A 23,972-nucleotide genomic window follows, 5' to 3' on the forward strand; every position below is an offset into this window, starting at 1 on the left:
ATCAGGAGACACACATGGCCTGGACCCGTGAACAGATGGCCGCGCGCGCCGCGAAGGAACTGCGTGACGGCTACTACGTCAATCTCGGCATCGGCATCCCGACGCTGGTTTCGAACTTCATCCCCGACGGGGTTGATGTCAGCCTGCAGAGCGAGAACGGCATGCTCGGCATGGGCCCGTTCCCCTATGAAGACGAGGTGGACGCGGACCTGATCAACGCCGGCAAGCAGACGGTGAGCGAGCTGCCCTCGACCTCGTATTTCTCGAGCGCGGATTCCTTCGGCATGATCCGCGGCGGCCACATGGACCTGTCGATCCTCGGCGCCATGCAGGTGGCCCAGAACGGCGATCTCGCCAACTGGATGATCCCCGGCAAGATGGTCAAGGGCATGGGCGGCGCGATGGACCTCGTCGCCGGCGTCAAGCGCGTCGTCGTGGTGATGGAGCATTCGGCCAAGGACGGCTCCAAGCTCCTGAAGAAGTGCAATCTGCCGCTGACCGGCGAGCGCGTGGTCGACATGGTCGTCACGGATCTGGCGGTCTTCACCATCGACAAGCACGGCGACGGCGGCATGGCCCTGATCGAGCTCGCCGACGGCGTCTCGCTCGACGAGGTCAAGGCGAAGACCGAAGCCGAGTTTCGCGTGGCGCTGAAGAACACGTAAGGTCTTCGAGAATGGGGCGCGTATGACGATAAGGTCAGCGCGTCCCGAGGACGCTGCTTTCATTGCAAGAACCATCCTGTACTCGATGCGCGGCTATCGGCCGCGCGGCTGGTTCGACGTGGCGCTCGGCTGGCCGGAAGCGGAGTGCCTCGATTTCATCGCGCGCGTCGCCGTCGCACGCGCGGTGTCGATGTGGCATGTGTCGCAGTTCCTGGTCGCCGAGATCGATGGCAAGCCTGCTGCTGCACTTTGCGCCGTGCCTGCGGCCGGCACCGGACCTGCGGCCTGGCGCGCGCTCGAGGAGGTCGGTCTCTCAACTGGGATCACGGCGTCAGAGCTGGACGCCATCCGCCGGCGCGGCGCCTATTCGCGGGCTTGCTGGGTCCAGGGCGGCGAGGGCGACTGGATGATCGAGCATGTCGCGACCGATCCTGCCCATCGTGGTCGCGGCCTGATGCAGGTGCTGATCGCGCACGCGCTGGACAAGGGGCGGGCGGCCGGGTTTGCCCGGACGACGATATCGTTCCTGATCGGCAACGAGCCCGCCGAGCGCGCTTACGCCAAGGCCGGATTTGTCCTTGCGGAGGAAAAGCGCGATCCCGCTTTCGAGGCGATCATCGGAGCACCGGGCTTTCGCATGTTCGTGCGCGAGATGTGACGTGTCCGTAGCCCGCATGAGCGAAGCGATATGCGGGACCTTCCCGGGTGTCGCATCGCTCACCCGGGCTACGCGGCGATAATCTTGGCTACGACCTCACCGCCCACACCTTGCTCCACCGCGCCGACACGCTCGCGACCCAGGAGGTCTCCTCGCGCACCAGGCGGAAGCCGAGATTGGCGGGCGGCACGCCCTGGGCGCAGCCGCCGGCGCGGGCGTCGCGGATGAAATCGGTGACATAGGCGCGGTGGGCGCCCTCGGCGACACGGACGCCGCAGTTCACGGTGGGGCGGCCGGCATTGCCGGCGGCGTCGACGCGCGAGCGCACGAAGCAGGTCGAGGTCCATTCCCAGACGTTGCCGGCGAGATCCTCGACGCCGTGCTCGTTCGGGCCGAACTTGCCGAAGGGATAGGCCGTGGTGTCGGAAAGATCGCGTTCGGACTCGCGCTCATAGCGGCTGATCCAGCGCTTCGAAGGATCGTCGGCATCGACAGCGACGCCATCGTCCTTGAATCTGGAGCCTGCTGCAAAGGCCCATTCCGCATCGCTCGGCAGGCGGTAATGGTGGCCTGTCTTGCGCGACAGCCAGCCTGCATAAGCCTCGGCATCGTGCCAGTTCACCTGCACTGCGGGGCGATCGGGGGCGACCGTGACGTCGCGATCGAGCGCGCGGCAGGCGCCATCCTGCACGCAAAGCTGATAGTCGGATGAGGAGACCTGATTTCGCATGATGTGGAGCGGCCGGTCGACGCGCATCGCGCGCAGTGGCGCTTCCGCCTGCTGCCCGCCGCGTGTGAAATCGCCGGCCTCGCGATAGGACAGGCTGCCCGCTGCGACCCTGACGATCGCAGGATCCGACGCCGTGCCGTGGACGGTCATGTCCGAGACCAGCGGCGCAATCGCGATCGGCCCGGCGAGTCCGGCGGCGCAGGCGAGTGCCAGTTTGAGCTTGAATGCGATCAGCATGGTCATTCCTCGAAGAAAGAAGGGGCCGGTGATGACCGGCCCCTTGTCGCGTTTAGTTGGTGTTGGCTGCCGGTATTTCGGCAGGGGCCTTCACCTGCATCATCAGATCGTCGTTCCATTTGCCTTCGACCTTGAAGTGCGCGGTCGCGCCGAGGTCGGCGGCCTCGATCAGATTGTGCGTGACGTAGGCGTAGATGCCGGGCTGCTGGAATTTGTACAGCGCGGCTCCCGCCGAGCCGCCGCGGATGAACCAGGTCTCGAGCCCGACTTCCGGCGCATTGCCGAACTTGCCGGTCTCCCAGACGTAGTCGCCATGGCCGCCGATCAGATGCGGGCGGCTGTCGCGGTTGGCCTGCGAATGCACCATCAGAACGTTCTCGCCGACATTGGCCGTCAGCGCGTTCTTGCCGGTCAGTGCACCGGCCTTGCCGTTGAACACGACATGGGTCGGGATCAGCTTCTTCATCACCTCTTCGGTCTCGGTGAAGGCTTCGCCAGGCGATTCGTAGGACTTGAAGTTGCCCTTCTCGTCGCGCGGCACGTACATGTCCTGCTCGCCGATGTAGTAGACCTTGTCGTATTTCAGCGCGCGGCCCTTGCCGTCGTTGAGGCCGTCACGCGGCAGCACCATCACGGCGCCGTTCATGCCGGAGACGACGTGCCAGGGGATCATCGGGCCGCCGGGGGCGCAATGGTAGACGAACACGCCGGTCTTGGTTGCCTTCCAACGCAGCACGACCTGCTCGCCGGGATTGACCAGGGTGAGCGCGCCGCCGCCGAGCGCGCCGGTCGCGGAATGGAAGTCAATGTTGTGTGGCATGGAGTTGGTCGCAGGATTGACCAGCGTCGTTTCGACGTAGTCACCCTCGTGCACGACCATCAGCGGGCCCGGCATCGAGCCGTTGAAGGTCATCGCCTGGAAGGTGGTGCCTTTCTCGTCGATGACGACCTTCTTCTCCTCGATCGTGAGCTTGAACTCGATGATCTTGGGACCCTGCTTCGTCGCCTGCTCGTGCGCATGCACGAACGGCGGAGCGACCAGCTCTACCTTTTGACGCGGCAGTTTGAGATCGTCGCCAGCCAAAGCGGGGGTCGCCAGCATCAGAGCTGTCGCGGCGGCGCCGATCAATGCGACTCTGCGGGTGAACATCGGAAGCATCCTTCATCTGGAAAGGTTTTTGATGACGGATGCAGTGTGCGCCTATCTCGGCAAGAGTGTTTGCGCTGCGACAAGGTTTTGCCGGATTCGCCTCCGCTACAGTCCTTAGGTGCCTCAACGGAGCAGGATTGGCGACACGACGTTGACGGCATCCGTTGGCGTGATGCGGATGTCGAGGCCGAGCGACCAGCGGCCAGACAGCGGTGCCGACATTCTGACTCGCCACTGATCGTTGCCGACGCGTTCGGCGTTCGCGGTGATCGGCGCGACGCCGTGCTCGGGGTTGCCGAGCGTGACCGCAACCGCATCGGCGCTCAGCGGCAACTCATTCGCATCTTCAAGCTGGATTGCGATTTCGACCGGACCGGCGCGCCCGGGCGAGACCGTGACGTTGGCCATGGCCTTTTCAGCATGGAGATGCGTGAAGAAGCTCTCGTCAGCTTCGGTCGTCGACGCGGGTGGGACCGCCGCAGCCTGCTCCACGCGATGTGCAGGCTCTGCGGCCGCCGTTGTCTTCGTGCTTTCGGGAGCCTGTGCGCCGATGGCCTGCACGTCCAGCGTCACTTTCACCGCGCCGGCGTGCTGGAACGACAGCGTCACGGGCATCTGGTCGCCGGCATGGAGCGGCACATCGAGACCGATGAACATCAGGTGTCCGCCGCCGGGCGCAAGCGTCACGATTTGTCCGGGTGCGATGACAAGGCCTTTGTCGAGCGGACGCATGGTCATGACACCGTCGTTGACGGTCATCTCGTGGATCTCGGTTCGAAGCGCATGGGCGGCCGATGCGGCCTGCAGCCGCTCCGGCGTGTGGCCCCTGTTCTCGATCGTCAGATAGCCGCCGGCGACCCTGGCTCCGCCGGGCGTCGCCCGGCTCCAGGCCCTGGTGATGACGAGATCGCCGCTGGCCGTGTCGGCTGCGAAGGCGGGTGCTCCGACAAAGAATGCCAGCACGACCGCGCCGGCGAATGCGCGCTTGGATGAGATCATGATCGAGGCCTTCGCGAAGACGCGATTAGAAAAGATATGTGGCAAGCCAGACCGTTGCCCAGATCGCCAGCGACAGCATGACGAAGACGCCGATGGCTGCGGCCAGAGCGCCCACGGTGCCGGCCGGGGCCGGTGCGACCGGGGGCGGCCGAAAGTCGTCGAAACGCGGGATATGGCCGCGGACGTCGAGCAAGGAAAGAATCAGTTCGAGTGCGAGAAGCCTCATGGGCAAACGCTCCGGATGGCGTGCGAATTGCCATGATCATGGCCCCGAACCGGCCGCTGCGCTTTGCGCGAGCGCAATGTCTGCTGCACCCCCGGCCGACTTTGCGCGAGCGCAAGGTCGCCTCCGCGGATCCGGGTTATTGGAGTGCATTCCGTGATTTGCCGTGATGTCTGCGCACGGCGGAAATTTACGAATGGGTAAGACATGAGAGCTGATCTTGCGGCGAGCTACGGCGAAGAACGATTGCCACGCTACACGAGCTATCCGACCGCACCGCATTTTTCGACGGCGGTCGGACCGGACGCCTACGCCAGCTGGTTGGCGGAGCTGCCGGCGGGCGCCAGCGCGTCACTCTATCTCCACGTGCCGTTCTGCCGCGAGATGTGCTGGTATTGCGGCTGCCATACCCAGATCGTCCGCCGCGACGAGCTCATCGCCGGCTATCAGCGGACGCTGCGCAACGAGATCGTGCAGGTCGCCGAAACCATCGGCCGCCGCATCAAGGTGGAGCATATCCATTTCGGCGGCGGCACGCCGACGATCATGCAGCCGGAAGCTTTCGCCGAGTTGATGGCGACGATGCGCCAGAAGTTCTTCGTGCTACCCTCGGCTGAGATCGCGGTCGAGATCGATCCCCGCACATTGACCGCCGACATGGTCGATGCCATGCGGCTCTCCGGCGTCAACCGTGCGAGCCTTGGCGTGCAGAGCTTCGATCCCGTGGTGCAGCGGGCGATCAACCGCGTGCAAAGCTTCGAGCAGACGGCTTCCGTGGTCGACATGCTCCGGCGCGCCGGCATCGAGGGTCTCAATTTCGACCTGATCTACGGGCTGCCGCACCAGACCGTCGCGTCGTGTCTGGATACGGTCCGGCGCAGCCTCACGCTCGCGCCCGACCGCTTCTCCGTGTTCGGGTACGCTCATGTGCCCAGCTTCAAGAAGCACCAGCAGATGATCAACGAGGCCGTGTTGCCGGACGGACTCGCGCGCCACGACCAGGCTTGCGCGATCGCGAATGCATTGAAGGAGGCCGGTTACGTGCAGATCGGGCTCGATCATTTCGCACGACCCGACGATTCCATGGCAGTGGCCTTCGAGGAACGGACGCTGCGGCGCAATTTTCAGGGCTACACTACTGACAAGAGCGAAGTCCTGCTCGGTTTCGGCGCGAGCGCGATCGGGCATTTGCCGCAGGGTTACGTCCAGAACGAGGTGCAGATCGGCGCCTATGCGCAGAGCATCGCCGCCGGCCGTCTCGCCACCGCCAAGGGCTATGGGCTCACCGACGACGACCGGCTGCGCGCGGACATCATCGAACGCATCATGTGCGAGTTCAGCGCCGACCTCGGCGACATCTGCGCGCGCCATGGCGCGGAGGCGGGGGCGATGCTGAATTCGGCTGCGCGTCTGAAGCCGCTGATCTCCGACGGCATCGTGAGGCTGGATGGCAACCGCCTCGCAGTTGCAAAGGATTCGCGCTTCCTGGTCCGCAGCGTCGCGGCCGCGTTCGACGCGCATCTCAATCCGGCGAAGCAGCTGCACAGCCGGGCTGTGTAACTGGTCATTCCGGGCCGCGCGAAGCGCGAGCCCGGAATCCATTCCTCCATGTCATCCGCTGCACGATGGATTCCGGGCTCGCGCCAAAAGGCGCGCCCCGGAATGACGGCGGAGGAACGGGCAACAGCTTGCGCTCCAACAAAGAAACTCAGGTCACCTCCGTTATCGTCGTGTCGGAACGGAGTTGTCCATGTCTTTTGGATCCGACGATCTGGTCGATGACATCATGCGTACCGCGCCGCACACGATCCGCGTGTTTCTGGCCTTCAGGATGGCTTGTGTCGGTTGCCCGATCGCAACCTTCCACACGGTGGATGATGCCTGCCGCGAGCATGGCATCGACCGCGAAAAATTCCTCGCCGCGTTGTGCGATTGCGTACCGGCGTGAAGCGGTCCGGAATTCGCGCGGGCGCGCGCGGATTCCCGGGTGAGGGACGGCTTTCGCCGTAAGCGGAAGCGCCCCTCACCCCTATCTCGATCCCTATCTTAATCCCTATCTTGAGCGGAGACGTCCCGGCGCGGCTGTCACGCCGCGCCGCTGTCGGCGCTCCGCTCCGCCAACATGACGATCCTGTGCGGATCGCGCAGGATGATGCGCTGACGGCCGCTCTCGACGAGGCCTTGGCTCTCCCAGCCGCTCAGGATGCGGCTGACGGTGTGCAGTGTGGTTCCGGTCATCTGCGCGATGTCCTGGCGGCTGATCGGGAAGTCGATCTCGATGCCGTGGTCGAGCTTCTTGCCGGACTGCTTGGCGAGGCGCAGCAGCGCATGCGCGACGCGCTGTTCGACTTGCTGCGTCGACATTTCCAGGATGCGGGTGTGGCTTTCCTGGAGCCGCGTGCCGACGGTCTGGAGCGTGTTGGCGGCCAGGGAGGGAAATCGCTCGATCAGCCGCGGCCAGGCCGAGGTTGGCCAGATCAGCACCACGCTGTCATCGACCGCCATCGCCGTCGCCGGATACTGCACGGCTCCGATCGCCATGGCGAGCCCGAACGTTTCGCCGGGCGCGACGTAGCGGACCACGATCTGCTCGCCGGTCGGCGTGGTCTTGGCCGCGCGGACATGGCCGTGCAGCAGCAGGAAGAAGGACTGCGCATCCGCCCCCTGCTCGAAAATGGCGCTGTTCTTGGGATAGCGCGCCGAACGGGCCTCACGCAGGATTTCGTCCAAAGCTTCCGGCGTGACTCCGGCAAACAGCGGCAAATGCGCAACCAGCGATGTGTCGACCTTGGCCATTCTGCCTCCTTGGCATCAGGGAGTGTGATGGCACCTGCAATCGTTCGATAGTTTGCGATAGCGCAAAACGGGACGGCTGAGTGGCAGTATTTTTCCAGACAACGACTGAATTTATTGGAGTTGACCCATGGCTGGCGCCCGATCCCGCAACTTTGAGGGCTGGCCGCTGTTTGCGAACAGTTTTCGGCCCTTTTTCCTGCTCGCCGCGATCCAGGCGGGGCTATCGATCCTGGCCTGGCTGCCGATGTTCTACGGCGAATTGTCGGTGAGTTCCGCGTTTGCGCCGCGTGACTGGCACGTCCACGAGATGCTCTACGGCTTCCTGCCGGCGGTGATCACCGGGTTCCTGTTCACGGCCATCCCGAACTGGACCGGGCGGCTGCCGATCCAGGGCACCTCGCTGGGGGCGTTGGTGATGGTCTGGCTTGCCGGACGTATCGCGGTGACGTTGTCGGCCGATACCGGCTGGGCGTTTGCGCTCCTCGTCGATGCCGCCTTCCTGGCGCTGGTGGTCGCCGCCGCGGCGCGCGAGATTATCGCAGGCGGCAACTGGCGCAACCTGCCCGTGGTGGCACTGGTGTCCGTTCTGCTCGCCGGCAACGTCGCTTTTCATCTCGAGGCGCACTACCAGGGCGCGGCTGATTTCAGCATCCGCGTCGGCATCGGGGTGGTCATGCTGCTGATCTCGCTGATCGGAGGCCGCATCATTCCGAGCTTCACTCGCAACTGGCTGGTCAAGTTCAATCCCGGCCGCCTGCCGGTGCCGTTCGGACGCTTCGACGGCGCAGTGATCGGATGCAGCGCGCTCGCGCTCATCTTCTGGATCGTGGCGCCGCTGAATGTCGTCACCGGTGTCCTGATGGCGCTGGTCGGCGGGCTGCATCTGGTGCGGCTTGCGCGCTGGGCCGGCGATCGCACTTTTCGCGAGCGACTGCTGGTGATCCTGCATATTGGCTACGTCTTCGTGCCGCTCGGCTTTATCCTGCACGCCGTCGCGGTTTTCGGAGCGCTGCCGCCAAGCGCCGGCATCCACGCCTGGATGACGGGCGCGGCGGGAACCATGACGTTGGCGGTGATGACCCGCGCGAGCCTCGGTCACACCGGACAGGCGTTGACCGCTTCGCCGGCGACCCAGGGAATCTATGCTGCGATCATCATCGCGGCCCTGGCGCGGGTCGCCGCCGTGGTGTTGCCCGCGCACAGCGATCTGTTGTTGCACATCGCCGCCTGCGGCTGGCTCGTCGCGTTCCTCGGATTTGCCGTCGCGTTCGGCCCGCTGCTCGCCGGCAGCCGGCGGCGTGCCCTCGCCACGATGGGCGTGCCTGCTCCGGCGCGCTGAAACTCAGGCTGCGGTCGCCGAGGGCGCATCGGGCGGCGGTGTCGGAGGCCGAACGCCCTTGCGCCAGTCGGTGACGGTGCAGCCGAACCGGCCGCGGAACCAGCGCGCCATGGCGCTCTGCGCGGAGAAGCCGAGTTGGGTTGCGATGTCAGCCAGCGGCCGGTCGGGGTCCTCGATCAGCTGGATCACGAGATCGGCGCGTTGCGCATCCAGGATGGCCGAGAAGCTGGTGCCTGATGCGGCCAGATGCCGGTGGATGGTACGGCGGGTGCAGGCAAGATGCTCGGCGACGCGCTCGACGGTGCAGTCGCCGCCGGCGAGCAGGGTCCGCACGACCTCGTCGACCTTCCCTTCCCAACTTGCCGGCCGGGTCTCGATCGCCTCGATCCGCTTGCGCAGATAGCTCGCGATCAGGGGATGCGCGCTCGGGATCCGGCGCTCCATGTCGCGCGCCGAGAGCAGCATCGCATCGTGTTCGGCGTTGAAGGTCACGCGGCAGCCGTAGAACTCGCGATAGCGCTTGCGATCGCGCGGCGGCGGGTAATGCAGGTGGACCTCCTGCGGCCGCCAGTCATGGCCGTACAGCGATTGGATGATGCGGTGGATGCTGCCGAGCACCATGTCGATCGCCTGGCGCGGCGCGCTCGGCCGCCGGCCGCGCAGGTGCAGCGTGGCCGTCACGATCTGCCCGTCGCGCGCAACGTCCAGCCGCATGCCGTCATGATGGATGTGGATGAAGCGCGAAAATGCGTCGATCGCCTCGCCGACAGTCGCCTGTTCGCGCACGATCAGGCCGACCGCACCGAAATTGGTCAGGCCGCCACGCTCGGCGAGACGCAAGCCGAAATCTTCGGCGCCGGAGGCCTCCGCCGACAATTCGAGCAGACGGCGCAGGCCGGCGACGGCAATGGGCGTATCGGGCTTGTCGAGGCAGGCCAGCGGCAGCCTGGCCTTGCGCATCATCTGTTTGGGATCGAGCCCGACCGACCGGGCGATCTCCGGGTAATAGCTCAAGCCTGCGCTGCGAACGAGGTCGGTCATGCGAACCGTTCCTGCCAGCCATTCCCGCAGATGTCCCGAAATGTAAAGTTTCTGTCTCGATCCGTCAAATCCAGGAACCGGCCGGAACATACATAGGGGAAACCGAAGCATTGGCGTGAATGCCGTGCTCACGACGGCGCGGCAGGGCGACGCGGCCCGCTTTCCGTCTCGGACCATTTGACCAAGACATTGCTGGATCGGAATTATGCCGGGAAACATGCTTTCCAAGGGCGAGGTATTCGTCATCGACACCGACGCTGCCTCCCGCGAACAACTTTCGACTGCGCTCCAACAGAGCGCCTATGACGTGATCTGCTTCGCTGACGGTGCCGCACTCCTGTCCGAAGCAAAGGCGCGGATGCCGGCCTGCGTGCTGATGGAGCTGCCGCCCGATCGCTCCGGCCTCGACATGCTGAGGCGACTGCGCGAGGAGAACTGCATGGCGCCGGTGCTGGTGACCTCGGCGAATGGCAGCATCGCCATGGCGGTCGACGCCATCAAGAGCGGCGCGGCCGACTTCATCGAAAAGCCGTTCCGCACCCACGACATCATCGGCCGGATCGATGCCGCCATCGACGAATTCGCGCAGCCCGGCACGAGCCGGCGGCGCTGGCTCCCCGGCTGCGAGCCCTTGACCGAGCGTGAGGGCGACGTGCTCGAGCACCTCGCTGCCGGCCTGACCAACAAGGAGATCGCCCGGCGCATGCATCTGAGTGCACGGACCGTCGAGGGCTATCGCGCCGGCGTCCTGAAGAAAGCCGGGGCCAAGAACGTGACCGATCTGCTCCGCCGTATCTTCGGCCAGGGGGCGTCGACCCAGGCCTGAGGCCTGCCGCGGGGGACTGCGATACGTTCCGCAGCCTTGGTGCCGCCGCCGCGGCGCCCCACGGAAACCCCAATCGAACCAGTTCCTTCCCTGCCGCGTCCAACCATGTTGGCGAGGCATTCGATCGCGCGCGTCCGGCTGGCGGCGCGGCGATACGGCAGGAGGGACTTCATGCGCATCACCGCAAGATATTTGGCAACGACGAGCCTGGTTCTGGTCACCATGGCGGCGGCGTCGCCGTCATGGGCCGCCGATCTGGACGCCAATTCGGCGATCGATACGGTCACGGTTTACCCCGATGGCGCCACCGTCACCCGCGTCATCACGGTCGATTTGCCGTCCGGGGATTCGACGCTTGTTGCCAAGGACTTCCCGCTTGGTCTCGATGCCTCCTCCATCCGGGTCGAGGGTGAGGGCGGCGCAAAGCTCACTATCGGCACGATCGATGCGCGGTCGCCTCGCGCCGCGCCGGTCAATCTGCCCGAGCTGGAAAAGCGCATCGAGGCCTTGAACGATCAGCGCGCCGATTTGCAGGGCGCGATCGACTCGGCGAATGCCCGGCGCAAGTTTGCGGAGCACTTCGCGGAAACCTCTCCCGCGGGGATCGGCGACAAGGGCGAGGCGCGGCCGATCGCCGAATGGCGCACGGCCTTTGCTGCGGTCGGCGAAGAAATTGCGAGCGCCGATACCGCCGTTCGCGACGCCACGCGCAAGACGCGCGAGATCGACCGGCAGATCGCCCAACTCGAGGTCGAGCGCAAGGCCAAGCCGCCGAGCAAGCTCGAGGTTCGCATGGACGTTGCCGCGACTGCTGCGACGAAGGCGACGCTGCGCGTGACTTATGCCGTACGCAATGCGCGCTGGATGCCGCTCTATGACGCCCGGCTCGACACCGGCGCCAAGGATCGCAAGCCGCAGCTCGAGCTGATCCGCCGCGCCGAGATCACGCAATCGACCGGCGAGGATTGGTCCAACGTGACGCTCGGCGTCTCCACGACCCGCATCAGCCGCGGCGGCAGTGCGCCGGAGCTGCATTCGCTGGTCGCGCAATATCCCCAGGTGCCGAAGCCGCTGGCAGCAGGCTCGGTCTCCGATCTGGCGCGGCCCGCGCCGGTCCTGCGCCAGATGCAATCGCCAGCGATGGCCAAGATCGCGGAGGCGGCCGAGCCGCGCGAACGTGCCGACGAGCAGCAGGCAATTGCCGAGATCGGGGATTTCCAGGCGACGTTCAAAATTCCCGGCCGCGTCAGCCTCGGCGCCGCCGAGGGCGCCAAGAGCCTGCGGATTGCAGCGATGACGGTGCCCGCCGACCTCGCGGTCCGCGCCGCACCGGTGCTGGACCCGACCGCCTTCCTCGAAGCCAGCTTCAAGCAGACCGATGATACGACGCTGCTGCCGGGCAAGGTCGCGATCTACCGCGACGGCGTCTTTGTCGGTCGCGGCAAGCTCTCCGCTTCCGCCAAGGACGACATCGTGCGGCTCGGCTTCGGCGCCGACGACAAGGTGAGAATCGAGCGCGCGGTGCTCAAGCGCAACGAGGGCTCGGCCGGCCTGCTGGTCACGACATCCAAGACCGACGAGCGCACGTTCAAGACCACCATCCGCAACGGTCATGATTTCCCGATCAAGGTTGCGATCGAGGATCAGTTGCCGGTCAGCGAGAGCGAGGACATCGTCGTCGAAATGCTGCCCGCGAGCACGCCGCCGACCGCCAGCAACATCCGCGACCGCCGCGGCGTGCTGGAATGGTCGTTCGACGCCAAGCCGGGCGAAGTCAAGGATATCAACTTCGCCTGGCGCATCCGCTGGCCGAAGGACAAGAGCATGGTGATCGTCCCGGCGGGGTAGGTTGCTAGCCACGAACGAGGTGCGCCCCCTCTCCCGCTTGCGGGGGAGGGTTCTCTCCCCTTGGGGAGACTTCGTTGTCGAGACACCCTCTCCCCACCCCTAAGCGGGGGAGGGAGCGCACCTTCATCGTGGCGGCACCATCGCCCGCATCGACTGCGGCAGCACGTAAGGCACGCCGTCGTCGCCTTGATGGACGACGGCATCGATCTCGAAGATGTCACGGATGATCTCGCGGGTGACGACATCCGCGCGCGGGCCATCTGCGGCGAGCTTGCCGCCGGCCAGCACGACCAGCCGGTCGGCGAAGCGGATCGCGAGATTGAGGTCGTGCAGGATCGCGATGACTGCGGTGCCGCCGGCCGCACGGCGGCGCGCGGCTTCGACGAGGTCGATCTGGTGGCGCAGATCCAGGCTCGAGGTCGGCTCGTCCAGCAGCAGAAGTCCCGGGCCATGCTCGGCTTCGCCGCAGGCGAGCTGCACCAGCACGCGGGCGAAATGGGCGCGCTGCTGTTCGCCGCCTGATAGCGTTGGCAGTTGCCGTTCGCGGAAATGGGCTAGCCCAACCTCGTCGAGGGCAGCGTCGACGAGCGCGCCTGCTTCACGCGCGCTGCGCTCGCCCGCGCCCATCAACACGATCTCCTCGACGGTGAAGGGGAAGGTGACGTTGATGTGCTGGGACAGCATCGCGCGGCGCGCGGCGAGCTCCCGGGGCGTATAGCTGCTGATATCGCGCTGCTTCAGGCGCACCGCGCCCTCGTTCGGGCGGAGATCGCCGGAGAGCAACCGCAGCAGCGTCGACTTGCCGGCGCCGTTCGGGCCGATGATCGCGACCATCTCGCCGGCCGCAACCGTCAGGCCGACGCCATCGAGCAGCGTCGCGCGGCCGGCGCGCTTGCTCAAGGCGCGCGCCTCGATCACGGCGCTCATAGCGAGGCCAGCCCGCGCTGCCGCAGCAGGATGAAGAGGAAGACCGGCGCGCCGACCGCTGCGGTCAGGATGCCGATCGGCATCTCCGCCGGTGCCACGATCGTGCGGGCCAGTGTGTCGGCGCCGACCATCAGGATCGCGCCGAGCAGCACCGAGGCCGGCAACAGCAGCCGATGCGCAGGTCCAATGACGAGACGGAGCAGATGCGGCACGACGATGCCGACGAAGCCGATGACGCCGCTGATCGACACCGCGACGCCGGTCATGGCGGAGACCATGACGATCGAGATCCGCTTGAGACGCTCGACGTCGACGCCGCCGTGAAAGGCGTCGGCCTCGCCGAGCACCAGGAGATCGAGGCCGCGCGCGATGAAGGCGCAGGTGGCAAGCCCGATGATGAGGACCGGCGCCAACACGGCGGTCTTGGTCCAGGTCACCCCGCTCATGGAGCCTAGCAGCCAGAACGTGATGTCGCGGAGCTGGCGGTCGTCGGCGATGAACACCAGAAGCCCGATGCCGGCATTGGCGATGGCGGTGATGGCGACGCCGGCGAGCAGGAAGACCGCGATCGAGGTGCGGCCCGAGCGGCTCGAGATGCCGTAGAGCATCGCGGTCGTGGCCAGCGATCCCGCGAATGCCGCGAGCGGCAGGAGCTCGGTCTGAAGGAAGCGCAGCGTCTCGCCGAAGCGCGAATCGGTGAAAACGATCGCGCTTGCCGCTGCGAGCGCGCCGCCGCTGGAAACGCCGACCAGCGCGGGATCGGCGAGCGGGTTACGAAACAGCCCTTGCATGATTGCGCCGGCCGCGGCGAGCAAGCCGCCGACCATCGCCGCCGCCGCGATCCGGGGGACGCGGATCGACCACAGCACGAGCTGGTCGCGGGCCGTCATCGCCGTGCTTTCGCCTGATAGCCCGAGTGCGGCAGGCAGGCGGGAGAGGGGAATGCCGGCGGCGCCGAAACTCAGCGCCACGATCGCGGCGACCGCGAGCACCGCGATCAGAAGAGGGATTGCGAACGATGCGAACCGCCGCCGCGCGCTGGGGCGTCGTTCCGAGCCGCGCACTTCCGTGCCGATCGTCACGCTCATTGCCGGCAATTCGCCGCCGACAACGCCGAGGTGAATGCAGCGCCCGGTTCGGCCAATGCCGGATAGAGTTTTACCGAGAGATCTCGCGCCGCCGCCGCCGTCCGTGGCCCGAAGCCGAGCAGATAGAGCCCGTCCATGGTGATGAGGCTCTTGTTGGCCACGACCGGCGTCAGGGCGAAGCCGGGATGAGCATAGATCGCGTCGGCCTGCAGCGAGTCCTTGCCGCGCTCGATCGACAGCACCACGTCGGGCCTTGCCGCCGCGATCGCCTCGTCACCGATGATCTTGTAACCGTCAAAATCGTCGACGGCGTTGGCGGCGCCGGCGAGCTGGATGATCTCGTCGGCCGCGGTCTTGTGGCCGGCGACCATGGCGCGCCCGTTCTGGAGCGACATCACGAATATCACGCGCACCGGCTTGGTCACTTTGGCGCGCAGGGCGCGCAGCTGGGCAAAATCGGCGCCGACCGCGGCGCTGAGGCACGCGGCGCGCGCGTCGACGCCCATGGCGTGGCCGACCAGCCTTATCTTCTCGATCAGGCCGTCCTCGGAGAAGGTGTCGGGCACCAGCACCAACGGCACTTTCGCCGCTTCCAGGATCTCCAGGGTCGCGTGCGGCCCCGAGCCCTGGATCGCCAGGATCAGGGTGGGGTTGAGGCCCAACACGCCTTCGGCGGAGATCTGGCGCATGTAGCCGACATTGGGTTTGTCGTGCAGCGCCGCCGCTGGATAAAGGCTGGTGGTGTCGACGCCGACCAGCCGGTTCTCGAGTCCGAGCGCATAGATGATCTCGGTGATGGCGCCGCCGATCGAGACCGTGCGCGCGAAGTCGGTCACGGCGACGTCGCGATTGCGCGCGTCATGCACGGTGATGCCGGCGGCGTGCGCGGCAGAGGCGAGCGCGATCGTGCTGGAGAGCAGGAGGCTTGCGAAGGTGCGACAAAATGTCATTACAGGTTACTTCGTCAGGATCAGCTTGTTCTGCGAGGTCAGTCGAAGCCGATAGCTGTCCTCGCCATGCGCGATGATGATCTCGCGCTCGGCCGCAAACAGCTCGCGACTGTCGATCCGGCTCCCACGCATGGTGAGGGTTCTCGTTGTCGCAGAAGGGCTTCCTGCCGATCCCGCCGTGCCGCCGCTGCTGTCTCCTGATGTTGCTGACATGTGGGGTGTGATGCGCTTTCGAAACTCTGGAGTGCTGCTTGCTTGTTTGTATAAGCGGCACGAAGCGCATTCCAACGGCTGCAATTTACAATCGATATAAACTGCAACCTGATGTCATTGACCCCCAGAGTGTTGCCACGTAACCAATTATGGCGGCGGGGTGACCTGCCCGCGTTTTGAGAAATCAGCCAGCCAGTCGTTCACGTTGCGAACGCACGCCAGCCAAAAGACCTGAAATAATAGAGTGAAGTGCAGGCTGGGGCTGATATGGCTGACGGGGCTAGGTATTCGCGCGCCTTGATTTTGGGCGCGTCGGTAATTTCATTTGCGGCAATGACGACGGAGAGTGGTCTTGCACAGACCGCCGAGCCGCAGGCTGAACGCGCGTCGACGGAACGGCCGAAGCAGGCCAAGCGCAAGCCGGCGAAGCCGCTAGCCGCGCAGCAGGCAACGCCGGAGGTCCTCAACGCCCGAGCCCAGGCCGGCGGCACGGCGCAGGTTCAGGCGCTCGACACCATCACCGCGGCTGCAACGAAGACCAAGGAGCGCGCCATCGACTCGCTCGCACCGGTCAGCTCGATCTCGCTCGACCAGATCCAGGGTCTTCAGCCGAACCGGCTGTCGGGCATCTTCTATGCTGTACCCGGCGTGTCGTTCCAGGAACGCGGCGATGATCCTGCGACTGTCATCAACATTCGTGGTCTGCAGGATTTCGGACGCGTCGCTGTCGTCGTCGACGGCGCGCGGCAGAATTATCAGCGCACCGGCCACAACGCCAACGGCTCCTTCTTCCTCGATCCCGAATTGATCGGCGGCGTCGACGTCGTGCGCGGTCCGACCGCCAACATCTACGGCTCCGGCGCAATCGGCGGCCTGGTCTCGTTCCGCACCAAGGACATCGACGATGTGCTGCGTCCCGGCGAGCGCTGGGGCGTCGATCTCTCCGGCTCCTACGGCTCCAACAACAATCGCGGCCTCGGCTCGGTCTTCGGCGGCGTGCGCGCCACGCCCGACGTCGATATCTTCGGCGGCGCGGTCTATCGCACGCAAGGCAATTACAAGGACGGCAACGGCACCGAGATCGGCAACACCGGCAACCAGGTCGAAGGCGGGCTGATGAAGCTCACCGTGCGGCCCGCGATCGGTCACGAAGTCAAGTTCGGGGCCGTCTTTCAGGACTACCAGTACGATGTCGGCCAGTTCAACCGCGGCCCGGTCGCGACGGCGGCGCAGCGCGCGCTGTATCAGGGCTCGTCGGTCTATGCGTCCGACACCAAGAACTACACCGGTACGATCTCCTGGAACTATTCATTGCCGAGCGACAATCTGTTCGACTCGCACATATCGGTCTACGGCAATCGCACCGACAACGACCAGACCAAGACCTATCACTACTCGACATCCGGCTCGGCCTATTGCGGCGCCGGCAATGTCGGTAACAACATCTCCGGCTGTGTCGGTGACAAGCGCGGCTATGTCCTCGATACGTTTGGCTTCGACGCCAACAACACCACGCGCTTCAACGTCGGCGACTGGCGCAATGCGGTGACCTACGGCGTCGACGCATTCCAGGACGACGTCATCACGACCGACAGCCGCGGCAATTCCAACATCACCACGCCCGGCGGCATCCGCACCGTGTCGGGCGGCTTCATTCAACTGAAACAGAACTACAACACGTGGTTCGAGGCGGTGAGCGCGATCCGCTATGACCGTTACAATCTGCAGTCCGGCGGTACCAATGCGAGTGGCGATCGCTTCTCGCCCAAGATCACCCTCGGCGTGACTCCGGTCCCGGGCTTCCAGCCTTATGTCAGCTACGCCGAAGGCTATCGCGCCCCATCGATCACCGAGACGGTGATCTCCGGCGCGCATGCGACCGGTGGCGGACCGGCCTTCTTCCCCTGTCCGGACAACACCGTCGGCCTGTTCTGCTTCCTGCCCAACCCGAACCTGCGTCCTGAGGTCGGCAAGAACAAGGAGGTCGGCTTCAATCTGAAGTACGACAACATATTCAGCGCCAGTGACTCGTTCCGCGGCAAGATCAATCTCTTCCGTAACGACGTCAGTGACTATATCGACCTCGTCGCCTCGGCGCCGGTCGCGGTGCCGCCGTTCGGCTCATTCAGCCAGTTCTACCAGTACCGGAACATCGCGCAGGCCCGCATCCAGGGCTTCGAAGCGGAGACGATGTACGATGCCGGCAACTGGTTCATCGGCGTCGCCGGTCACTACATCCAGGGCAAGAACGCTGTCACCAATGTCGGGCTCGCGACCATCACCCCGCGCAAGGTCGTCACGACCGGCGGCGTGCGCCTGCTCGATCGCACCCTGATCCTGACGGCGCAATGGGCCTCGTTCGGTGCCAACAACGATGTACCCGTCGGCTATCTGCCTGCGACCGGCTACGAGCTGGTCAATTTGTACATGACTTACAATGCGACCAGGGACATCGTGTTCACGGCTTCGATCGACAATCTCTTGAACCAGTACTACCGGCCTTACGCCATTCCCGGCAGCTCGACCGACGGCACATCGCAGAACGACGTGCTGTGGTCAGCCCCGGGACCGGGCAGGGTCTACAAGGCCGGCATGAAGATCCACTTTGGAGGTGCGTAGCCGCCAGCTTCGCAGCGCCACATCTCCGCCGGGCCGCGCTGATGCTCCAGCGCGGCTTCGGCGTGTTTCGTTTTGATCAGAAGGAGAGACTTTGATGTTCATCGCCATGAATCGTTTCCAGGTGAAGAAGGGCGCGGAGACCGCGTTCGAAACCGTCTGGGCCACCCGTGAATCCTATCTCGGCAGCATGCCGGGCTTCGTCGAGTTTCACCTGCTGAAGGGCCCGGAGGCCGAGGACCACACGCTCTATTCGTCGCACACCACCTGGGTCGACAAGGCGGCGTTCGAGGCCTGGACGCGCTCGGACCAGTTTCGTCGTGCCCATGCCCGCGCCGACAACTCGACCGGCGAGAGCCTGTATCTCGGCCATCCCAAGTTCGAAGGCTTCGAGGTGATCCAGAGCGAGCGCAAGGCCGCGGCCGCTTAGATTGCAATGGAGAGGAGCCGGACATGTTGAGTACCGATCTTGCCGATCTCAAGGTCCATATGGCCGACAATCCGGGCGCGGTGATCGAGGACGTTGCGCGCGAGCGCAAGGTCAGCCCGCGCAGCGTGATCGAGGCGCTTCCATCCTCCATGGTGCACATTGGCGGCGGCGAGCATTTTGCCGCTGCTATGCAGGACATCGCGGAGTGGGGCGAGGTCACGCTGATCGTGCACACCGATGATGCGATCTTCGAGTTCACGGGCGCTATTCCTGCGGGCGAGATCGGCCGCGGCTATTTCAACCTGATGCAGCCGAAGGGTCTGCACGGCCATCTTCGCCACGAGCGCTGCGCAGGCGTTGCCTTCGTCGAGCGCCCGTTCATGGGCAAGTCATCGGCCTTCGTCGCGTTCGTGAACGTCGAGGGCGGCATCATGTTCAAGGTCTTCGTCGGCCGCGACGAGACAAGGGCGCTGCGGGCGGATCAGCTGGCGCGGTTCCGGCAGCTCGCGGCCCGGATCGCAGCACATCCCATGGCGTAGCTTCCCTCTGTTGTCGGGAGATCAGGATGCAAGGCAAGTCCAGGCTTCGGCACGTGGTCATTGCAATCGCGCTGGCGCTCGCGCCGACACCGGCCTTCGCGATCGACGAAGCCCTGTTACCGCGCAATTTGTCGCCCTGGGGCATGTTCGTTAGCGCCGACATCATCGTGAAGACGGTGATGATCGGGCTCGCCGTCGCCTCGCTGGTGACATGGACGGTCTGGCTCGCCAAAACCATCGAGCTGCGCCGCAAGGGCGCGCTCGCCTTGCAGCGGACGCGCGCGCTCGAAGGCAACATGACGCTGGCCGAGGCATCGACACGGGCCGGTGACGCGCACGACGCCGTCGCCCAGCTGATCCAGTCCTGCGCCAGGGAAGCCGAGCTCTCGGGCGGCATCCTCGACGACGGCCTTCAGGAGCGGGTGGCGCTGCGGCTGGAGCGGGTGGAGGCGGCAATGTCGCGGCAGATCGCGCGCGGCACCGGCGTGCTCGCGACCATCGGCGCCACTGCGCCCTTCGTCGGCCTGTTCGGGACCGTCTGGGGCATCATGAACGCCTTCATCGGCATCTCCGAGAGCCACACCACCAGCCTTGCGGTGGTCGCGCCCGGCATCGCGGAGGCGCTGCTCGCCACTGCGCTCGGACTCGTCGCGGCGATCCCGGCGGTCGTGATCTACAATCACCTGGTCCGCGGCATCGCCAATTATCGCGCTCTGCTCGGCGATGCCTCGGCGCAGCTCATGCTGCTGGTCAGCCGGCAGCGCGACCATAGAGAATTCCGTCTGGCTCGGGCGGCGGAGTAGGCCATGGGCGCAAAGCTCGGCGCACGCTCGCCGCTCAAGCGTGGCGACCCGGATGATCTCGAGGTCACGCATGAGATCAACGTCACGCCGTTCATCGACGTGATGCTGGTGCTGCTGATCATCTTCATGGTGGCGGCCCCGCTCGCCACCGTCGACATCGGCGTCGATCTGCCGGCAACCGCGGCAGAGCCGGCGCCGCGGCCCGACAAGCCGGTCTTCGTCACCGTCAAGGCCGACCTGTCCATCGCAGTTGGCGAAGACGTCGTCGCCCGCGACGCACTCAGCACCTCGCTCGATGCCGCCACCAAGGGCCGCAAGGACGAGCGCATCTATCTGCGTGCCGACAAGGCGGTCTCCTATGGCGACCTGATGGCGGTGATGAACACCTTGCGCAATGCCGGCTATCTCAAGGTCGCCCTTGTCGGCCTCGACGGACGCAGCTGATGAACGCCAACGCCTTCACCCTGCACGAGCCGCTTCGAGAGCGCGAAACCGCGCGCTGGGGCCTCTCGGCGGCGGTGATCGTGATGTTGCATGTGGCTGCCGCGTTGCTTGCGATGAATTGGATCAGGTCGCAACCGGAACTGGGCGTCAGCCTGCCGGCGATCATGGTCGACATGGCACAGGTGACCTCGGCGCCGCAGTCGACGCAGGACGACGCCGCGCCGGGACCGGTGATGCAGGAGGCCGACGCCTCGCCGCCGGAGCCGGTGCAGCAGCAGATGGCGGAGGAGACCATTGCTCCGACGCCGCCTCAGGAGAAGCCTGATGTCGTGGCGCCGCCGGAGCAGAAGCTGGAACCGACCCCGGCCAAGCCGGAGCCCGCGAAGATCGTGCCGATCGAAAAGCCCGCCCCAGCGAAGCCGAAGGTGGTTCGCCGCGAGGCCAAGAAGCCGTCGGATGCGACGCCGGCGCCGCGCACCAGCGCCCCACCGCGCGCCGAGCGTGAGGCGCCGATGGCATCGGCCCAGAACGCCGGCGCGGCGGCCTCCGCGATTGCATCCTACAATCAACGCGTCCGCGCGCATTTGATGCGCTTTCATCAATATCCGAGCGGTGGCGGCGGTCAGCGCGGCGTTGCCAGGCTGAGCTTCACCCTCAGCCGCAGCGGGCAGGTCACGTCCAGCCGCCTTGCCGGCTCATCCGGCGTTGCCGCCTTTGATGCCCTGGCCATGTCGACGGTGCGTCAGGCCTCGCCGTTTCCGCCGTTCCCGGATGAGATCAAGAACGGGTCGATGAGCTTTTCGATACCGGTGGAGTTTACGGTGAGGTGAGAGCCTCCGCTGTCGCCACAGCTTCAGCTGTCGTCCCGGACAAGCGAAGCGCTGATCCGGGACCCATACCCACAGGACCGAGTTTGGCGAAGGCTCGTAGCAACCATCTCGTGCCACGATTTCGGTCCGGGGTTATGGGTCCCTGCTTTCGCAGGGACGACGGCGGAGTTTGTGGCGGCTGAAAGGCAGGCGATCCGCTCACTTTGCCTTCAGGAAGTCCGCGACCTCGAGCAGCATGAACTCGTCGTCGTCGGCCTTGTTGGGATCGCGGCTGGAGGAGAACGGCAGATTGTTGTCGTTGCCGACGATGATGTGGGTGTCGTCGACGCGATCGACGTTCTCGATGGTGAAGAACGGGAAGGTGTAGACGCCGTCGTTGAGCGGCTTCCTCGCTTTCTTGTCGGGATCCCTGATCTTCATGAGATCGATGTAGCCGATCTTGCGCACGGGCTTGCCGACATTGGCCTCCGTGAGCTCGATCTTGTAGATGCGCTTGAACTTGGCAAGATCCGGAAAACAGTTCTCGCCGCGTTGCCCCTGCGGGCAGGCCTTGTCGGCCGTGCCTTCGCCGTTGTCCCGCTCGATAATGAGGCCGGAGGCCTGATCGATCATGTTGAAATCGCCGATGGCGTTGCCGTTCTGCTCGAACACATACTGCCAGTAACGGCCGGTGAATTTCTCCGCAGCGATGTCGAATTCGAGGATGCGGGAGGCTTCCTTGCCGTCGACCTTCTCCCAGTCCTTTTTCTCGGCGTCCCACAGCGGTCCCTCGAGCAGGCCGTAGAGGAACTTGCCGTCCTTGGAGGACGCAAAGCCCTCATAGCCCTTGGAGCGGCGGAGGTTGACGTTGGTGTAGGTCGCGCCCGGCGCGCCCGGCGTCGCCACGGCCCAATTGTCCGGCGACCGCACCGGCTTGCCGTCGGCAACCGTATCGAACACGGCCAGGATCTTGCCTGATTTGTCGGCCTTCAGGATGTAGGGACCGAACTCGTCGCCGATCCAGAAGGTGTCGCCGATGATCTGGAAGCCTTCGGTGTCGAAGTCGGACCCGGTGAGGTAGCGCTTCTGCGTGTCCTCATGCACGATGCGGAACGGGACCTTTCTGTCGGGATCGTGCAGGAAGATCGTCTCCAGCCGCTCGATCTTGCCGCCGGCCCAATCCATCTTGTAGCGGTTGAGGTACAGCATCGAATCCGGCGAGTTGGCGCGCGCGCCCATGCCGTTGTCGGTGATGACCCAGAAGCTGCCGTCGGGCATGGTCTTGATGCCGGAATGCCCTTGCAGCGGCTGGCCCTTGAACGGCAGCGACACGCCGGTCGCGCGCTCATAGGACTTGCCCATCACGGTGCCGAGCGCGTCGACGCGCTTGCCGGTGGTGTATTTCCCTGAAGTCTTGAGATCGGCGGGAGCATCGGCGGGGGCGTCGATGAACGTGGCGGCCGGCATCACCACGTGGCCGGCGAGCTTGGCGGGGAATTCACCTTCGCTCTGCGCGAGCGCTGGGCTCGCGGCGAGAATGATCGTTGCGACGGTGCTGAGAAAAGTCGCGCGCATGTGCGTCTCCTGTTGGCGGACGCACGCGTTATGCGGATCGCGTGTTGCAGTTTTGTGAAACCGGGCCAAACGCCGCAGCCGCGATCTACTCGCCTCACACGCCTTGATAGACCAGCCTCGTGAAGTAGCCGGGATCGACGAGGAACTGGCCGAACTTTGCATCGAACGCGGCCGTGGGCTTGGCGGCAACCGCTTCGTCCCGCGTCTTTCCCTGCTTCTTGAGATTGCCGACATTGTCCCTGATCGCGACCAGCATGTCGCGGAATCCCTGGAGGTCGGCCTTGTTGCTGACCGGCTTGCCGTGACCGGGGATGATGATGGTATCGCTCCTGGCGATCGCCAGATTGGCGTCGGACGCCGCGATCATGCCGTCGATGCTGCCACCGGTGGTATAGTCGATGAACGGGTAGATGCCGTTCCAGAAGGTGTCGCCCGCGTGCAGGATGTTGGCCTCGTCGAACAATACCGAGACGTCGCTGTCGGTATGGGCCGGCCCGTAATACTTCAGCGCGATCGATGCGCCGTTGACCTTGAGATGATGCTCCTTGGCAAAAACCTGGGCCGGGAGCGCGCTGGCCGGCAAGGCCAGAAAATTGTAGTCCCAATCCTCGACCCGCTGCACGACGGACAGGTGCTTGAGGGTGTTTTCGTGCGCGATGATCTTCGCGCCGGCTGCGTGCAGCCATTCATTGCCGTCGGCATGGTCGAAGTGCCAATGCGTGTTGATCAGATGGGCGACCGGCTCGCTGCCGAGCTCGGCGAGGGCCTTGCTGAGCTGAGGGCGCGAGACGCCGATGCCGGCATCGACCAGCAGCTTGCCGTCCGGGCCCGTCAGCACGGCGATGTTGCCGCCGGATCCTTCGAGCACGCTGATGTTGTTGCGCAGCTTGTAGGTCGTGATCGGCGATGTCGCGGCGCTGTCCTTGATCAGGCTGACGAGGCCGCGTGCCTCGGCATAGGCCTCGCGCGGGGTGAGCCAGCCCGCGGTGGCTGCGAAGGCGCCGCCGATGCAGCACAGGCAAAAGCCTCGTCGGGACAGTGAAGGAAGTTTCGGCGATCCCATGGA

The 23,972-nt window shown here is 65.3% G+C and carries 25 protein-coding genes; 13 read left to right on the plus strand and 12 right to left on the minus strand.

The window, feature by feature from the left end:
* Nucleotides 1–14 precede the first annotated feature (14 nt).
* Together RAD10_RS07600 and RAD10_RS07605 are read left to right on the plus strand one after the other, a co-directional pair.
* Nucleotides 15–665 carry a 3-oxoacid CoA-transferase subunit B gene (locus tag RAD10_RS07600; RefSeq protein ID WP_011089829.1) on the plus strand — a complete coding sequence of 217 codons (651 nt, stop codon included), beginning with the start codon at nt 15–17 and terminating at the stop codon, nt 663–665.
* Between the two features lie 22 nt (nt 666–687).
* Nucleotides 688–1,323, plus strand: a complete 636-nt coding sequence (locus RAD10_RS07605) for a GNAT family N-acetyltransferase (protein WP_461616929.1) — start codon at nt 688–690, stop codon at nt 1,321–1,323.
* A gap of 88 nt (nt 1,324–1,411) precedes the next feature.
* On the opposite strand, the gene RAD10_RS07610 is transcribed toward RAD10_RS07605, so the two are convergent.
* From RAD10_RS07610 to RAD10_RS07625, 4 genes are all read right to left on the minus strand, one after another.
* Nucleotides 1,412–2,290, minus strand: a complete 879-nt coding sequence (locus RAD10_RS07610; protein ID WP_461616930.1) for an SUMF1/EgtB/PvdO family nonheme iron enzyme — start codon at nt 2,288–2,290, stop codon at nt 1,412–1,414.
* 52 nt (nt 2,291–2,342) lie between these two features.
* Nucleotides 2,343–3,440 (minus strand): copper-containing nitrite reductase, encoded by a 1,098-nt coding sequence (gene nirK / locus RAD10_RS07615; protein WP_461616931.1) that lies wholly within the window; start codon nt 3,438–3,440, stop codon nt 2,343–2,345.
* Between the two features lie 123 nt (nt 3,441–3,563).
* A complete protein-coding gene (locus tag RAD10_RS07620) occupies nt 3,564–4,439 on the minus strand; it encodes a copper chaperone PCu(A)C (protein WP_461616932.1) in 876 nt (291 codons plus the stop codon).
* Between the two features lie 25 nt (nt 4,440–4,464).
* Nucleotides 4,465–4,665, minus strand: coding sequence for a hypothetical protein (locus RAD10_RS07625; RefSeq protein ID WP_461616933.1), 201 nt, complete (start codon nt 4,663–4,665; stop codon nt 4,465–4,467).
* 204 nt (nt 4,666–4,869) lie between these two features.
* Here RAD10_RS07625 and hemN point away from each other — a divergent pair, with 204 nt between their 5' ends.
* Together hemN and RAD10_RS07635 are read left to right on the plus strand one after the other, a co-directional pair.
* Entirely contained in the window at nt 4,870–6,222 is a 1,353-nt protein-coding gene (gene hemN, locus RAD10_RS07630) for an oxygen-independent coproporphyrinogen III oxidase (protein ID WP_461616934.1), read from the plus strand.
* Nucleotides 6,223–6,412: 190 nt separating this feature from the next.
* A complete protein-coding gene (locus RAD10_RS07635) occupies nt 6,413–6,610 on the plus strand; it encodes a DUF1858 domain-containing protein (protein ID WP_028140266.1) in 198 nt (65 codons plus the stop codon).
* A 137-nt stretch (nt 6,611–6,747) separates the two neighbouring features.
* Here the strand turns inward: RAD10_RS07635 and RAD10_RS07640 are convergent, their stop codons facing one another.
* Complete coding sequence (locus RAD10_RS07640; protein ID WP_461616935.1) at nt 6,748–7,458, minus strand: Crp/Fnr family transcriptional regulator; 711 nt, start codon at nt 7,456–7,458, stop codon at nt 6,748–6,750.
* Between the two features lie 127 nt (nt 7,459–7,585).
* Here RAD10_RS07640 and RAD10_RS07645 point away from each other — a divergent pair, with 127 nt between their 5' ends.
* Nucleotides 7,586–8,797, plus strand: a complete 1,212-nt coding sequence (locus tag RAD10_RS07645) for an NnrS family protein (protein ID WP_461616936.1) — start codon at nt 7,586–7,588, stop codon at nt 8,795–8,797.
* Nucleotides 8,798–8,800: 3 nt separating this feature from the next.
* Here the strand turns inward: RAD10_RS07645 and RAD10_RS07650 are convergent, their stop codons facing one another.
* Nucleotides 8,801–9,838, minus strand: a complete 1,038-nt coding sequence (locus tag RAD10_RS07650; protein WP_461616937.1) for an AraC family transcriptional regulator — start codon at nt 9,836–9,838, stop codon at nt 8,801–8,803.
* A 205-nt stretch (nt 9,839–10,043) separates the two neighbouring features.
* Between RAD10_RS07650 and RAD10_RS07655 the strand changes: the two genes are divergently transcribed.
* Both RAD10_RS07655 and RAD10_RS07660 read left to right on the plus strand, forming a co-directional pair.
* A complete protein-coding gene (locus RAD10_RS07655) occupies nt 10,044–10,664 on the plus strand; it encodes a response regulator transcription factor (protein WP_461616938.1) in 621 nt (206 codons plus the stop codon).
* A gap of 171 nt (nt 10,665–10,835) precedes the next feature.
* Nucleotides 10,836–12,512, plus strand: a complete 1,677-nt coding sequence (locus RAD10_RS07660; RefSeq protein ID WP_461616939.1) for a mucoidy inhibitor MuiA family protein — start codon at nt 10,836–10,838, stop codon at nt 12,510–12,512.
* A gap of 123 nt (nt 12,513–12,635) precedes the next feature.
* Here RAD10_RS07660 and RAD10_RS07665 read toward each other — a convergent pair whose 3' ends face one another.
* From RAD10_RS07665 to RAD10_RS07680, 4 genes are read right to left on the minus strand one after another with little or no spacing between them, the layout of a single operon-like run.
* A complete protein-coding gene (locus RAD10_RS07665) occupies nt 12,636–13,439 on the minus strand; it encodes a heme ABC transporter ATP-binding protein (protein WP_461616940.1) in 804 nt (267 codons plus the stop codon).
* Nucleotides 13,436–14,527, minus strand: a complete 1,092-nt coding sequence (locus tag RAD10_RS07670) for a FecCD family ABC transporter permease (protein WP_461616941.1) — start codon at nt 14,525–14,527, stop codon at nt 13,436–13,438. The genes RAD10_RS07665 and RAD10_RS07670 overlap by 4 nt, the downstream gene beginning before the upstream one ends.
* Nucleotides 14,524–15,477 (minus strand): heme/hemin ABC transporter substrate-binding protein, encoded by a 954-nt coding sequence (locus tag RAD10_RS07675; RefSeq protein WP_461616942.1) that lies wholly within the window; start codon nt 15,475–15,477, stop codon nt 14,524–14,526. Before RAD10_RS07675 ends, RAD10_RS07670 begins: the two co-directional genes overlap by 4 nt.
* A 6-nt stretch (nt 15,478–15,483) precedes the next feature.
* Complete coding sequence (locus RAD10_RS07680) at nt 15,484–15,690, minus strand: hemin uptake protein HemP (protein WP_461616943.1); 207 nt, start codon at nt 15,688–15,690, stop codon at nt 15,484–15,486.
* Nucleotides 15,691–15,957: 267 nt separating this feature from the next.
* On the opposite strand from RAD10_RS07680, the gene RAD10_RS07685 reads away from it, so the two are divergent.
* The 6 genes from RAD10_RS07685 to RAD10_RS07710 all read left to right on the plus strand — a co-directional run bounded on the left by RAD10_RS07685 (nt 15,958) and on the right by RAD10_RS07710 (nt 21,352).
* Nucleotides 15,958–18,309, plus strand: coding sequence for a TonB-dependent hemoglobin/transferrin/lactoferrin family receptor (locus tag RAD10_RS07685; RefSeq protein WP_461616944.1), 2,352 nt, complete (start codon nt 15,958–15,960; stop codon nt 18,307–18,309).
* Between the two features lie 94 nt (nt 18,310–18,403).
* Complete coding sequence (locus RAD10_RS07690) at nt 18,404–18,736, plus strand: antibiotic biosynthesis monooxygenase family protein (RefSeq protein WP_091956483.1); 333 nt, start codon at nt 18,404–18,406, stop codon at nt 18,734–18,736.
* Between the two features lie 23 nt (nt 18,737–18,759).
* Nucleotides 18,760–19,275, plus strand: coding sequence for a heme utilization cystosolic carrier protein HutX (gene hutX, locus RAD10_RS07695; RefSeq protein ID WP_461616945.1), 516 nt, complete (start codon nt 18,760–18,762; stop codon nt 19,273–19,275).
* Between the two features lie 26 nt (nt 19,276–19,301).
* Nucleotides 19,302–20,078 (plus strand): tonB-system energizer ExbB, encoded by a 777-nt coding sequence (exbB, locus tag RAD10_RS07700; RefSeq protein ID WP_461616946.1) that lies wholly within the window; start codon nt 19,302–19,304, stop codon nt 20,076–20,078.
* 3 nt (nt 20,079–20,081) lie between these two features.
* Nucleotides 20,082–20,522, plus strand: coding sequence for a TonB system transport protein ExbD (exbD, locus tag RAD10_RS07705; protein WP_461616947.1), 441 nt, complete (start codon nt 20,082–20,084; stop codon nt 20,520–20,522).
* A complete protein-coding gene (locus RAD10_RS07710) occupies nt 20,522–21,352 on the plus strand; it encodes a TonB family protein (RefSeq protein ID WP_461616948.1) in 831 nt (276 codons plus the stop codon). Before exbD ends, RAD10_RS07710 begins: the two co-directional genes overlap by 1 nt.
* A 198-nt stretch (nt 21,353–21,550) precedes the next feature.
* Here RAD10_RS07710 and RAD10_RS07715 read toward each other — a convergent pair whose 3' ends face one another.
* Together RAD10_RS07715 and RAD10_RS07720 are read right to left on the minus strand one after the other, a co-directional pair.
* On the minus strand, nt 21,551–22,906 hold the full coding sequence (locus tag RAD10_RS07715; RefSeq protein WP_461616949.1) for an esterase-like activity of phytase family protein: 1,356 nt from the start codon (nt 22,904–22,906) through the stop codon (nt 21,551–21,553).
* A 94-nt stretch (nt 22,907–23,000) separates the two neighbouring features.
* Nucleotides 23,001–23,969, minus strand: a complete 969-nt coding sequence (locus RAD10_RS07720) for an MBL fold metallo-hydrolase (protein ID WP_461616950.1) — start codon at nt 23,967–23,969, stop codon at nt 23,001–23,003.
* Nucleotides 23,970–23,972 lie beyond the last annotated feature (3 nt).

It is taken from the genome of Bradyrhizobium sp. 23AC, from assembly GCF_054863025.1.

Excerpts from the sequence above, each read along its gene's own strand:
- RAD10_RS07645 (WP_461616936.1), top strand. The coding sequence starts at position 7,586 with ATGGCTGGCGCCCGATCCCGCAACTTTGAGGGCTGGCCGCTGTTTGCG.
- RAD10_RS07600 (WP_011089829.1), top strand. The coding sequence starts at position 15 with ATGGCCTGGACCCGTGAACAGATGGCCGCGCGCGCCGCGAAGGAACTG.
- hutX (WP_461616945.1), top strand. The coding sequence starts at position 18,760 with ATGTTGAGTACCGATCTTGCCGATCTCAAGGTCCATATGGCCGACAAT.
- RAD10_RS07655 (WP_461616938.1), top strand. The coding sequence starts at position 10,044 with ATGCCGGGAAACATGCTTTCCAAGGGCGAGGTATTCGTCATCGACACC.
- RAD10_RS07670 (WP_461616941.1), bottom strand. The coding sequence starts at position 14,527 with ATGAGCGTGACGATCGGCACGGAAGTGCGCGGCTCGGAACGACGCCCC.
- exbD (WP_461616947.1), top strand. The coding sequence starts at position 20,082 with ATGGGCGCAAAGCTCGGCGCACGCTCGCCGCTCAAGCGTGGCGACCCG.
- RAD10_RS07720 (WP_461616950.1), bottom strand. The coding sequence starts at position 23,969 with ATGGGATCGCCGAAACTTCCTTCACTGTCCCGACGAGGCTTTTGCCTG.
- RAD10_RS07680 (WP_461616943.1), bottom strand. The coding sequence starts at position 15,690 with ATGTCAGCAACATCAGGAGACAGCAGCGGCGGCACGGCGGGATCGGCA.
- RAD10_RS07675 (WP_461616942.1), bottom strand. The coding sequence starts at position 15,477 with ATGACATTTTGTCGCACCTTCGCAAGCCTCCTGCTCTCCAGCACGATC.
- RAD10_RS07635 (WP_028140266.1), top strand. The coding sequence starts at position 6,413 with ATGTCTTTTGGATCCGACGATCTGGTCGATGACATCATGCGTACCGCG.
- exbB (WP_461616946.1), top strand. The coding sequence starts at position 19,302 with ATGCAAGGCAAGTCCAGGCTTCGGCACGTGGTCATTGCAATCGCGCTG.
- RAD10_RS07605 (WP_461616929.1), top strand. The coding sequence starts at position 688 with ATGACGATAAGGTCAGCGCGTCCCGAGGACGCTGCTTTCATTGCAAGA.
- RAD10_RS07640 (WP_461616935.1), bottom strand. The coding sequence starts at position 7,458 with ATGGCCAAGGTCGACACATCGCTGGTTGCGCATTTGCCGCTGTTTGCC.
- RAD10_RS07620 (WP_461616932.1), bottom strand. The coding sequence starts at position 4,439 with ATGATCTCATCCAAGCGCGCATTCGCCGGCGCGGTCGTGCTGGCATTC.
- RAD10_RS07625 (WP_461616933.1), bottom strand. The coding sequence starts at position 4,665 with ATGAGGCTTCTCGCACTCGAACTGATTCTTTCCTTGCTCGACGTCCGC.
- nirK (WP_461616931.1), bottom strand. The coding sequence starts at position 3,440 with ATGTTCACCCGCAGAGTCGCATTGATCGGCGCCGCCGCGACAGCTCTG.
- RAD10_RS07685 (WP_461616944.1), top strand. The coding sequence starts at position 15,958 with ATGGCTGACGGGGCTAGGTATTCGCGCGCCTTGATTTTGGGCGCGTCG.
- RAD10_RS07650 (WP_461616937.1), bottom strand. The coding sequence starts at position 9,838 with ATGACCGACCTCGTTCGCAGCGCAGGCTTGAGCTATTACCCGGAGATC.
- RAD10_RS07715 (WP_461616949.1), bottom strand. The coding sequence starts at position 22,906 with ATGCGCGCGACTTTTCTCAGCACCGTCGCAACGATCATTCTCGCCGCG.
- RAD10_RS07710 (WP_461616948.1), top strand. The coding sequence starts at position 20,522 with ATGAACGCCAACGCCTTCACCCTGCACGAGCCGCTTCGAGAGCGCGAA.
- RAD10_RS07690 (WP_091956483.1), top strand. The coding sequence starts at position 18,404 with ATGTTCATCGCCATGAATCGTTTCCAGGTGAAGAAGGGCGCGGAGACC.
- RAD10_RS07610 (WP_461616930.1), bottom strand. The coding sequence starts at position 2,290 with ATGCTGATCGCATTCAAGCTCAAACTGGCACTCGCCTGCGCCGCCGGA.
- hemN (WP_461616934.1), top strand. The coding sequence starts at position 4,870 with ATGAGAGCTGATCTTGCGGCGAGCTACGGCGAAGAACGATTGCCACGC.
- RAD10_RS07665 (WP_461616940.1), bottom strand. The coding sequence starts at position 13,439 with ATGAGCGCCGTGATCGAGGCGCGCGCCTTGAGCAAGCGCGCCGGCCGC.
- RAD10_RS07660 (WP_461616939.1), top strand. The coding sequence starts at position 10,836 with ATGCGCATCACCGCAAGATATTTGGCAACGACGAGCCTGGTTCTGGTC.